General features: G+C 36.6%; 8 protein-coding genes. 4 read left to right on the forward strand and 4 right to left on the reverse strand.

Features of this window, described 5'->3' with window-relative positions:
- The first annotated feature begins 115 nt into the window (after nucleotides 1-115).
- Nucleotides 116-1,330, forward strand: coding sequence for a GTPase HflX (hflX, locus tag HN014_RS06780; RefSeq protein WP_176028127.1), 1,215 nt, complete (start codon nucleotides 116-118; stop codon nucleotides 1,328-1,330).
- 720 nt (nucleotides 1,331-2,050) lie between these two features.
- On the opposite strand, the gene HN014_RS06785 is transcribed toward hflX, so the two are convergent.
- Nucleotides 2,051-3,853, reverse strand: a complete 1,803-nt coding sequence (locus HN014_RS06785; RefSeq protein ID WP_176028128.1) for a phosphatidylserine decarboxylase family protein — start codon at nucleotides 3,851-3,853, stop codon at nucleotides 2,051-2,053.
- A 183-nt stretch (nucleotides 3,854-4,036) separates the two neighbouring features.
- Complete coding sequence (locus HN014_RS06790) at nucleotides 4,037-5,092, reverse strand: endonuclease/exonuclease/phosphatase family protein (protein ID WP_176028129.1); 1,056 nt, start codon at nucleotides 5,090-5,092, stop codon at nucleotides 4,037-4,039.
- A 132-nt stretch (nucleotides 5,093-5,224) separates the two neighbouring features.
- Between HN014_RS06790 and HN014_RS06795 the strand changes: the two genes are divergently transcribed.
- The 3 genes from HN014_RS06795 to HN014_RS06805 all read left to right on the forward strand — a co-directional run bounded on the left by HN014_RS06795 (nucleotide 5,225) and on the right by HN014_RS06805 (nucleotide 10,178).
- Entirely contained in the window at nucleotides 5,225-8,107 is a 2,883-nt protein-coding gene (locus tag HN014_RS06795; protein WP_176028130.1) for a TonB-dependent receptor, read from the forward strand.
- 15 nt (nucleotides 8,108-8,122) lie between these two features.
- The gene (locus HN014_RS06800; protein ID WP_176028131.1) at nucleotides 8,123-9,538 is read left to right on the forward strand and encodes a DUF5689 domain-containing protein; all 1,416 of its coding nucleotides are present in this window, start codon (nucleotides 8,123-8,125) and stop codon (nucleotides 9,536-9,538) included.
- Between the two features lie 223 nt (nucleotides 9,539-9,761).
- Nucleotides 9,762-10,178: a hypothetical protein gene (locus HN014_RS06805; protein ID WP_176028132.1), complete on the forward strand. Its 417-nt coding sequence runs from the start codon at nucleotides 9,762-9,764 to the stop codon at nucleotides 10,176-10,178.
- Between the two features lie 62 nt (nucleotides 10,179-10,240).
- Here the strand turns inward: HN014_RS06805 and HN014_RS06810 are convergent, their stop codons facing one another.
- Nucleotides 10,241-10,657, reverse strand: a complete 417-nt coding sequence (locus HN014_RS06810) for a response regulator (protein WP_176028133.1) — start codon at nucleotides 10,655-10,657, stop codon at nucleotides 10,241-10,243.
- Between the two features lie 11 nt (nucleotides 10,658-10,668).
- Nucleotides 10,669-12,120: a PAS domain-containing sensor histidine kinase gene (locus HN014_RS06815; protein ID WP_176028134.1), complete on the reverse strand. Its 1,452-nt coding sequence runs from the start codon at nucleotides 12,118-12,120 to the stop codon at nucleotides 10,669-10,671.
- Nucleotides 12,121-12,226 lie beyond the last annotated feature (106 nt).

The raw sequence follows: 12,226 nt of genomic DNA on the forward strand, positions 1-12,226 counted from the left end.
GTAAAATTACATGCAAATACTGAAAGTACAAATTCATGAGCAGACAATATTGTACATTTGCACATTAAGTAGTATAAATATACTGTCGTAGTATCGAAAGCACAAAAGTTAATCAATGTTAGAAAAGAAGGATATTGCCTATGAAAAAGCAATTTTAATAGGTATCATAACAAAGAATCAAGATGAGGAAAAGCTAAATGAGTTTTTGGATGAGTTGGCGTTTCTAACCTATACTGCCGGAGGAGAAGTTGTTAAGCGATTTACCCAAAAGATGGATGTTCCGAATTCCAAGACATTTATCGGTACGGGGAAAATGGAAGATGTAAAAGCATATGTAGAGCAACACGATATTGGTACAGTGGTTTTTGATGATGAACTCAGTCCTGCTCAGCAGCGCAATATCGAACGTATTCTCAAAGCGAAAATTATCGATCGTACGAATTTGATTTTGGATATTTTTGCCCAACGGGCACAAACCAGTTATGCCAGAACTCAGGTAGAACTTGCACAATATCAATACTTGTTACCCCGATTAACCGGGCTGTGGACTCACTTGGAAAGACAGCGTGGAGGAATTGGAATGCGTGGTCCTGGAGAAACAGAAATCGAGACGGACCGTCGTATCGTTCGGGATCGTATCTCTTTGCTAAAAAAGAAATTACTCACTATTGATAAACAAATGGCAACTCAGCGCGGAAACCGGGGGAAACTCGTTCGTGTTGCACTGGTGGGATATACCAATGTAGGGAAATCCACCCTGATGAATGTCATCGCTAAGAGTAAGGTATTTGCAGAGAATAAACTCTTTGCTACCCTGGATACCACCGTAAGAAAAGTGGTGATCGGGAATCTTCCTTTTTTACTTAGTGATACCGTAGGGTTTATCAGAAAATTGCCTACCCAATTAGTAGAAAGTTTTAAAAGTACCCTGGATGAAGTACGAGAGGCGGACCTCCTTCTTCATGTGGTAGATATTTCTCACCCTCAGTTCGAAGATCATATCGAGTCGGTAAATGGTATTCTAAAAGAAATCGAGAGTATGGGAAAACCGACAATTATGGTATTTAATAAGATCGATGCCTATCAGCATGAAACCATTGATGAAGATGATCTGACCACAGAAAGAACTCCTGCTCATTATACCTTAGAGGAATGGAAACAAACCTGGATGAGTCGTATCGGGGATAATGCCTTGTTTATCTCGGCAATTAATAAACAGAACATGGAAACTTTTAGAAAAAGAGTCTATAAAGAAGTTCGGGAAATTCATGTCACACGATTTCCTTATAACAATTTTCTATATCCAGAATTTGTCGAAGAAGAAGAATAAATAACCTCCACGGGAAAATATTGATTATCGAATAAAAAACAGCTCTCGGGTATTGAGGGCTGTTTTATCAACACTACCTTGGGGTATTATACTCCGAGGTATTTTACTTTTTATCACTGAATTTCTTATCTGAAAATTAAAAAATATACCGTATAAAATCCGGGTAGTGAGCCTCTTTATATTAGTAAAAACTACGCTCAGATCAATACCCATAAAAATCCTGTTGTTATGCAGTATCCGGCGAATGATAAGAGCGGTTATATTTGCATTCGACGTAACTGCATAGGTTCTACGTTGATTGGGTATTATTTTCAAATTTATTTTTCTTATAGCAATATGCTATGGAGGAGTAAAAACGGCTTTATTCTGTAGCACTAAGAATAAAGCCGTATTTTTTTGTGTTCCAACGGCACTGTCAAAGACCAATACCCCGAGACTTGCCTTGAAATTGAAAATTTGTTTCCCACGAATGCCTCGCAGACCAGTCCCAAAGTGGTTTGCTTTCTAATTAGGGCGTTTTATAAACATATTTTTTTATGATTGTCTCTGTAATTGGTTTTAAGGTTTCTCCGGTAGCTACAAAACAGAGTATAACGAACCATAGTCCAAACAGGCTTTGACTTCTTTATAGAAATCAAAGCCATTGTTATAATTTCTGCCTATCTAAGGCTGATCATTGAGAACCAGGTATGTTCACCGATCAAGTGTCAGGCATATGATTTATGCACCTATGGTTATGTTATTGATAAACAACTGTCCCGTAGCCTGATCATCCAGACTAATAGCAATAATATTCTGCCCGGTTGTCAGTAAATAATCCGCTACTAACTGAGTGGCAGTGCTAAAGTTTCCATCCTTGGGAGCTATCCTACATACTACAACTCCATTTACCCGAACGGTCGCAGGGGCATTGGCAACCCCATCTACTAATGCTGCACAGACCGACATTTTTAGGTTAAAATAGACCGGTTCATCGACATACAATTGGAAATCGATGACTCCCTTATGCAGCAATGCCCAGGTAGCGTAGGTCTCATTATATTGTGCATGTGTATATCCTGCGATAGAAAGCTGTGATGTAGGAATTGGGGCAGCAACACTAAGATCCAGAGATTGGTTGAGAATGACTGTTTTCCACATACCTATTTTAGCCCCTATTAGAGTGACTTCTCCTCCTGTACCAGAACTGCCGCTAGCTACTACCGGATCCTGATCATAAGGAACCCCATCGCTGTTTTCAAAAATCAATTTTTTACCCGGTAATCGTTCATAAATAACAGCAAAAGAAGATCCTCCATAATTAAACATTCCCATTTCCTGTCCCTTGGTTACTGTAGCTCCTGCTACTAAATTCGAATCAAATGAGATGGTTGAAACTTCACTCATTCCTAATGGTATACAGCAAATATGTCCATATTCTTTGGTTTTGAAAACGATAATCCCCCGGGCATTAACCTCTGCCAGATAGGGTAGTGATGCGGTGGTAGCCCCTCCAAAATCCGGAAGCACCAGTTTATTAAAGAAGCATCCGGGAACTACAAAAGGAGTAAACAAAACCGTTGCGTTTGCCGGACACCACCATCGGTGAAAATTATATGGATTCAGGTAGGTCTGGAATATGTACCCGCCACTAAAAATATTGATCAAATCATGTTGATCAATCAGCTCTTGCTGTTCCGGAACAGAAGAACTAAGAATATCAGATAAGGAATATTGCATATCCTTAAACCAGAATACATCCTTCTTCTTAATGTTAGCTCTCCAGCGGTACATAGATCCATCATTAGGACATATCAGTGTACGATTAGACATCGGATCACTAATCGGACGTTCTTTATTTCTGTCCTTGAACTCTCTGGTAAAAAAGGAGTTCCAGGACTTCCAATACGGAAGTGTTTCTGAGTCTTTTTTCCAGATAGGAAAATCATACTGCTCCTTTGCTGTAGTAGAAAGCCATTGCTCATTCTCATGCCTGAATCCTACATTAGACGCAGGAGAATCAAGAAACGTATTCCATTCATTGAGAATATTGACCATATATTGATTGAACATTGGTAATCGAAATAAAGTGCTTCCACTCAGAGTCGGATCAATCCCCACCACATATGCAGAAAAAGGAAGCCCTACCAGATCGTAATCAATAAATTGTGGTGCTTCTGTAAGAATTGCATTAAATGTATGGAGTAAATCATCCTTATCCCGGATTCTCGGAACCTTATCTGATGTAACCTCTGGTAATCCGGATGCCAGAATATTAGCATTTTCCTTACAGGCATTGTCTACCAAATACTTAATTACCGGATTAGATTCTATAAAATCGTCCAATGCCTGGATACAGGGTGCCAATGTCGTTCTTTTTTTGGTCAATACCTTGTTTAGGTATTTTTGCAGGCTAGGACTACCTCTCTCCGGGAGCCACCCGACATTGATATTAAAATACTTATATCGCTTTTGGGATACCTGTTCTACTGCTCTAGAAATTGTTTCTGTTTCTTCATAGGTACTTATTCCATGTTCATTCATAGTTGTATCATTTAGTTCGTGTTTATTATACTGACTGTAGATCTCATAAGAATTGTTTTTCTAAACACTTCCTATGGTCAGTAGCAACTATAAGATACAATGACCCTCCTAACCCTACACTACGCATAAATACCTGATTTTAACTTATTTGATAAACCATCGAATATATAATACTCTGATACCTCATTCTTTTACAGGATATAGCAGGTGAATATAAACAGGGTAATGATCACTATATCCTCCTGTATACACCCCTCCGGAATAAGTTCTATAAGGGTATCCTTTATAAGCCCCTTCTTGTACCAATAAATAAGGTTTTATAAAAACCGCTGCTTTATATAAAAACAATCCCTCATCAGATGGTCTGCTCAAAGATGGAGAAACAAGTATTTGGTCAAATAGATTCCAATGATCTCTATAAGCAAGAGAACCGATTCCTTTGGCAGCAAGTTGTTCCATAGGGTTATAAAAGGTCTTGGGAGGAGCTTTATCAGGAGAGGATACTGCTCCCAATACCTTCTTTATACTATCGTCATCGGGATCATCATTAAAATCACCCATTGTAATAATTTTGGCATAAGGATCAATTCCATAGATGGAATCAGTAATTCGTTTATTCAATAATGCTGCCTGTTTTCGTTTATAACTACTTTTTTCTTTACCTCCTCTTCGTGAAGGCCAATGATTGACTATTAAATAAATAAGTGAGCCGTCGAGATACCCACTTACTACTAATTGGTCTCTGGTATATACCCGTTTCGAAGGGTCCGTATGTTCATATAATAGCAATTCATAAGAAAGCGAATGAGTAGGTTTGAAATGATGTGATTGATACAATAATCCCACATCAATTCCCCTTTTATCAGGGGAGTCGTAATGAATAATGCGGTATGTTTTTTCTGCCAAAGCAGGTTGTGCAATAAGTTCCTCCAGTACTGACAGGTTTTCAACTTCAGCTACTCCCAGAAGTACCGGAGTGTTTTTAGCCTGGTCTATACCTATATCCGCAATAACCTTAGATAGATTTTTTAGTTTATTTTGATATCGTTTCTTGGTCCAGTGGTCTGCTCCATCGGGTGTACGATCGTCATCAAACGTATTGGGATTATTAATAGTATCGAATAAATTCTCGAGATTATAAAACCCCAGAGTATGAATATGATATGTTTTTTTGGGTTGCCCCCAGAGTAAGAAGTATGGAATGATAAAAAGAGAGCAAAAAACATATGGTTTTTTCATAATTTTTTTATATTTACTTGATTTTTAGTTAAATATAGCGAATATCAACGTACACCTCCCCAGAATATTTCTTTTTAACAGCGACTCTTAAAACCTTGAAAAGGACTTCTTTTCAAGCAAAACCATATCAGTATGAATTGTATTGAGCTTAGAAGAAGGCTACTTTCTTTTTTGCTGCTATACGGAATGTACTTACAGCTATTTGCCCAACAAGTAACCAGTATCTCTGGGCAGGTTCGAGATGAACATACGCATCAAGCTGTAAAAGATGTTATAGTAAGCATAGAAGGGATTTCCTCCAGAACCATATCTGACAATCAGGGTGCTTTTTCTCTTAAGAATATCCGGATTCCAATCGGGGAACATTACATCATTTTTTATAAAAAAGGGTACAAAAAGAAAAAATACCCCATTACTATTCATCCAAAGGAAATACTTGCATTAGGAATTGTTTTTATCGAATATGATGCGGTCTTTTACAATGATGAAATAGGAACTATCACCATCTCTGATGAAGAAATAGGAGCTCCTGTTTATGATATTTTAGACGCTCCTGATGTTTTACATGCTACAAAAGATGCTTTTCTAAGTGCACTAGCTTATGATTTTAGTACTACATTTCATCGATATCGCCGCGTTGGAAGTCAAAAAACACAGGTGTTGCTCAACGGTTTATCCCTGCATTCACTAGCTACATATCGTCCGCAATGGAGTAGTTGGGGTGGGTTAAATGATATTACAAAGCATCAGGAATTTACTACCGGAATTACTGCGAATGAATACGTGTTTGGAAGTTTGGGAGGAGTAACCAATATAAACATGAGTGCTTCTTCACTCCCTAAAGGAGGAAAGATATCATTTGCCAATTCCAACAGAACATTTGGCAACAGGTTAATGGCGACTTATAGTACAGGGCTATCTCCAAAAAACACAGCTTATACCATTTCATTAAGCAAAAGAAAAACGGAAGAAGGTTTAATAGAAGGAACCTATTATAATGGAATTTCTTTTTTTCTGGCAGCTGAAAAAAAATGGAAAAAACACAGCTTGCAATTAGCAGGAATCTATACACCTCTAAAAAGAGGAAAATATACAGCTATTACAGAAGAAGTTTTTCGGTTAAAAGGAAGATATTACAATCCGTATTGGGGATATCAAAACGGAATATTTAGAAATGCTGCTGTCAGAAAAACTGAAAAGCCAATTGCATTCATCTCCCACGATTGGAAAATATCTGATAAGGTACAACTGTTTACTAATATTGCGTTCCAAACAGGTAAAACTACAAACAGTAGTATCGATATTGGAGGAACTGATATCATACAGATATCCGATAATATACAATTTATAAGTGGTGGAGGTAATAGCAGATGGTCTAATCCCATGCATCCCGCAAATTTACCAAGTTATTACTTACAAACAACTAAAGGACATAATTACAAAAATGCCTTTTTAGCTACTCAAAGATTTCAGGAAAACGGACAACTTAACTGGGATAATTTGATTCGAGCGAATAGTATCACGCGGCAAGAAGGAAAAAATGCTACGTATGCTATTCGGGAAGATATTGAAAAAGCAACACAATGGAATGGAGCGAGTCAATGGCGTATAAAACCAACAGATAACCTGAAGTTTAATGGGGCTGTCAATTATAAAAAAGAACACAATCGTTATTATGCAATAATCGGAGATCTATTGGGAGGAACTCAATTTTTAGATGTAGATGCTTTTGTTAGCAACAGTGAACTTTCTAATGAAGAAAAAATCCATTATGCCCAGAACAACCTAAAAACACCTAATAGGCTTGTCACAGAAGGAGATACTTATAAATACGACTATACTATGTTTTCAGAAACGATCAATGGGTTTTCTCAGTGTTCCTGGAATTCCAAGACAATAGATATTTATCTGGGAGGACAGCTTTCCACTACTGCACATCAACGAGAAGGTTCCTATGAAAATGGAAAATTTAAAGGTGTTGCTTCTCTGGGTAAAAGCGATAAAGCACATTTTGTCAATTATGGTATCAAAGGGGGAATTTCTTTTCACATCTATGGGAAACATTCGTTTCGGCTAGCAGGAATGTACGGAACAGAAGCCCCTGGATGGAGACAGGTTTTTATTTCTCCAAGAGAAAGTAATATTCAAGTAAAAGAAGTTACTTCAAAACCTCTCAAAAGTGAACAAATACTATCGACTGAGCTAGAATACTTATACCGAGGAAATCGTATTACTACAAAATTGACTGCTTTTTATTCAACGCTGCAACATACATCAAACGTATCTTCTTTTTATACAACAGCATTAGCAGGAACGGCACAAGAATTTATTCGCGAAGTTCTGGTAGATGCTGATCAAAAAAGTATGGGAGTAGAGATAGGAGCCTCTTGCCAGATCCTTTCTGGTTTAGAACTAAAAACTGCCGCTTCTATAGGAAGTGCTCTTTATACAAACAACCCCAACCTTATGATTACCGGAACTGGGGATTTTTTGAGAAAACAGGGAGGAACACTATCATTGGGAAAATCATTCCTAAAAGGGTATCATATCCCTACAGGTCCTGAAATTGCAGCACAATTGGGAATCTCCTATCGGGATCCTCAATTCTGGTGGACTGGGATTTCTGCCAATTATTTTGCAAATGCAAGAATTAATAGCAGTCCCTTTACCAGGACACTTAATTTTATTCAGGACACCGATGGACAGCCCTTTAATGAGTACGACCCGCTTATCGCCAGAGAACTGTTGCAACAAGAAACATTAGGCAGTTATTTTCTGGTTAATATCATAGGAGGAAAATCATGGAAGTGGCAAAGAAAATATACGTTAGGTTGCTTTGCCAGTATAAACAATGTGCTAAACACATTATATAAAACAGGAGGATTCGAACAAGTTAGAAAAGGAAATTACAGACAACTATTGGAAGCGTCAGAAACAACTACCCCTGTATACGGAAATCGATACTACTACGGATATGGCACTTCTTATTATATCAACCTATATGTACGCTTTTAAAAAAAACAAATCAGCATGACACGCTATAAAAACCCTCCATTTTTCTGGAATTTGTTCTTTATCCTATTGATGGGATGTATTACCGATAATTCATACCAGCTCCCTGATGAAACAAGCATACCGACACCAGTGATAGATGGACATATAATTTCTATTAAAGCAGTCCTGGGAATGCTTGCACAACAGCAATCTCTCCAAGGAGAAACAGCTACCCTTCTCTTTACAGATACAAACAATTATATGGAAGGGTATGTCATTTCTACCGATAAATCTGGTAATTTTTTTAAAAAACTTGTTTTGCAAGATAAGACAATAGCCCCCACTGCAGGAATAGTCATTTCTATTGATGTGAATCCTTTATATACCAGTTATGAAATAGGCAGAAAAATACTGGTTCGATTAGATGGATTAGTCATAGGAATAGAAAATGGGGTGCCTACTTTAGGACAACTATCCGAAAACAAAATAGATAAAATTTCTTCTTTTTTAAAAGATGAAGTATTGATACGAATAAACAAAAAGGAAGAAATTACTCCTCTTGAGATCCCTTTAGAAAAATTTGGACAAGAAACCTTGCTTAGATATGTACGAATTTCTCAATTACAGTTTCATGAACAAGAAAAAGGGAAAACATTTGCTGCAGAACCTTATGATGTCTATAATGGAGAGCGCATCATAGAGAGTTGTAGAACCGGTCTGCTGGCTATTTTAAGTACCAGTGTATATGCAGATTTTAATGGGGTATCCCTTCCTTTACAAAGAGGTGCTATTGATGGTGTTATAAGTAAAGATTTTTACGGAGAACGGTTTAATCTGATCATTAATGACCCTACTGCTATGTTATTCACAGAAGAAAATCGCTGTGACCCAGAACCATTTATATGCGATTTGGTATCGGATGAAACGGAGGTATTGTTCCGGGATGATTTTGATACTTATAAAAAACAAGAAGATCTGGAGAATGCCGGGTATCAATTAAAAAACATTCTGGGAGGTGCTACTTTGTTTAAAAGCTCCCGATATGGAAAAGAAGGAACAAGAGGGGTTGATATTTCCGGGTTTAAAAGTGGAGAAACTCCTATCATCAGTTGGTTAATTAGTCCCAAAATAGCTGTTAGAGAAATCGAAAAGGCGCAATTGCTTTTTGATATTGCAGCTGGTTATGACAGAGGACAGCTACTAGAGGTGTTCATTACCCATCAATATTCTGGGGATCCACTGACCACTGCCTGGAAAAAACTACAAAATATCAATATTCCCATAGGTCCTTATGCTGCATATGGAGCATATCAATCGAGTGGAGTAATTCCCATTGGCTGTATAGAAGGAGACATCGTTATCGGATTTCGATATATTGGAGGGGATGCTTCAGGTATGACGACTACCTATAGATTGGATAACCTCACTATAACAAAATCTATAAACAAGTAAACTACCTCAGACAGATCCATAAGGTTTTCCTTGGAAACAAATTTTCAGTTTTAGGGCAAGTCTTGAGGCATTACACCTTTATACAAAACCTTTGAAAAACAATAAATTACATTTTTATCCGTTAATATTACAGCTGTATTAAGGTGTTTTTAACACTTGAATAAAACAACCTTTTACCGGCTTGCTCATCTCATAGGTATAACAGCAAAAATCCCATAAACCCATGATGAAAAAAAGCATCCTTTTAATCGCATCCCTTTTTGTTTTATTTGCCTGCTCAGGTGATGATGACTCCGGCACTCCTGATACCGGTATTCTAGGAGAATGGAAATTGATGAAATCAAAGCAGTTTGATTACAGTGGAGATGGCAAAATCGTAGAAACTGATTTTTCTAAAGAAAACATCATCTACCACTTTATGGAAGAAGGTATTCTTCGATTAGAAAAGAAAAGTAACTGGCACGATGCTGGGGATCATACTTATTTTATTAGTATTTCTTGTATCAATAAAACGGAGACGAATGATATCTGTTATATAAAGATAAACGATTCTGACTGGTCATTTGATACTACAAATAGTGTCATGACAATTGGTATTTCTTTTTTAGATGGACCTGATCTGTTTTTCGAGAAGCAATAGAGCAGTCCATATTTCATAAAAAAGAGTTCAATTCGGAAGGACTCTTTTTATAGAATGTATAACTATTGTTTTATCGTGTCATGAAAGATGGATTCTAATTCTTTTATCGTCACAGGCTTGACCAGATAATCCTTGACAGATTGAATCCCCCGGGCACGTTCTATATCATTCGGGTCTATAGAAGAACTTACAATGTACAGGGTTATGACTTTTCCAAATTTGTTTTTAATTTTAGTAAAACCTTCTAAAAACTCCCATCCATCCATGATAGGCATATTAAGATCCAGAAAAATAATTTCAGGAATACTATCCTGATCCATATGGTTGAGTAGGGTTTCAAAATAAGTTAGCGCATCCTTCCCATCTTTAAAAATCAATAGGTTATTACATAGATGCCTGGTTTCTATGATTCGTTTTACCAGATTGACATAGATTTTATCATCATCAATGATACAAGCTAATTCTATTTGTTTATCCATATTCAATAATACTAAAATTCTATGATAAATGTAGTCCCCTTACCTACAATACTTTCTACATTAATTCTTCCATCCATCGCTTCTATTTGATTTTTGGTTAGAAACAACCCTATGCCCACTGCATCTTTATGGTCATGAAAGGTCTTATACATCCCGAAAAGTTTATCTCCTGCTTTATGCAGGTCTATTCCACTACCGTTATCTGTAAACTCTAATGACATATTCCCTTCATCGAGAAAACTTTTGATTTTTATCACCGGATTCCTATCGGGGTGTCTGTACTTAATTGCATTTGTAATCAAATTCAAAAAAACACTTTCTAAATACGCAGGGAGAAAAGAAACTCCATCTAATTGGCTAAAATCCGTATAGATTTCCGCATTGTGTTCCGCTATTAAATGTTTAATACCATTCATCACTACATCATAGGTATCTATAAAGTTCACCTTCTTTTTTTCCTGATGTTTATTATTTTGAATCGCTACAATCTCATTAAGGTGAGCAATGGTCGTATTGAGGCTTTCTGAAATATTTCGAATCTCGTGTATCAAACTGTTTTTCTCTTCGGGATCTTTTATATCTTCTATTAACTGAACTAATAAAGACAGGTTACTGGTATGTGATCGCAGGTTATGAGATACAATGTGGGCAAAATTCAATAATCTGGAATTCTGAGAGGTAATGGTATTTAGAGATTTTTTTAATTGTAACTCCTTTCTCTTAACCTCATCAATGTCTTGAAACACTCCCCGTATTCCTACAATTTCTTTTTTCTTATTATAAATAGGTTTTCCAATGGCTCTTGCCCAAAAAACCCTTTCGTTGGCCGTAATCATTTTGATTTCGGTATTAAAGGGAGTTCCGTTCATCGCACATCTAAAAAAAAGGCTGGCAGCCTGTTCTCTACAATCTTCTGGATAATACTGAGCAGAGTTTCGTAATGAAGGGATATAATCATCCGGATATTCCAGTATTTTTTTTGTTTCGAAATCCCAATAGCTTTGTTTTTTTACAAAATCGACATACCAGCTACCGGTAGCAGTCATTTGAGCTGTTTCTTTAAAATAAAAATTATCCTGGGTAATGGCTTGTCCCGGGTCTAAAAGGATTTCAAAAAAGAAAATATAATGTCGTTCCGGTGTGAGCTCTGGGGGTAGCTCATTATTCGTTACACATTTGAATAATTGATATTGTCCGTTTTTATTAAGAATTTGGAGGTGTTGTTTGAAATCTACATCATTTTTACAATAATTAAAGAAGTTATCTTTGAAAATATCGGCGTCTTCTTCATGTATTAAATGATCTAAAAAATAATCTATAGAAAAATGAAGTTCTTCCTTTATATAACCGAGTGTTTTATAAAAATTCTCGGACCAAACTTCTTCGTAAGATTGTGTGCATAGCTCCCAGTAACTAGTATTAAAGCTATGAATCGCGTCATTAAAAATGTCATTTTGCGTCATTAAAAAATAGGTTAAGAGTATATCATCAAACAAGATAAGAATTTATTACCTATTATTTAAGCAGAAAGAAATCGTTAAAAAAAAGAAGGGGTAAATGCCCCTTCTT

This window comes from Aquimarina sp. TRL1, from assembly GCF_013365535.1.
In the GTDB taxonomy this organism is placed as follows: Bacteria; Bacteroidota; Bacteroidia; order Flavobacteriales; family Flavobacteriaceae; genus Aquimarina; species Aquimarina hainanensis.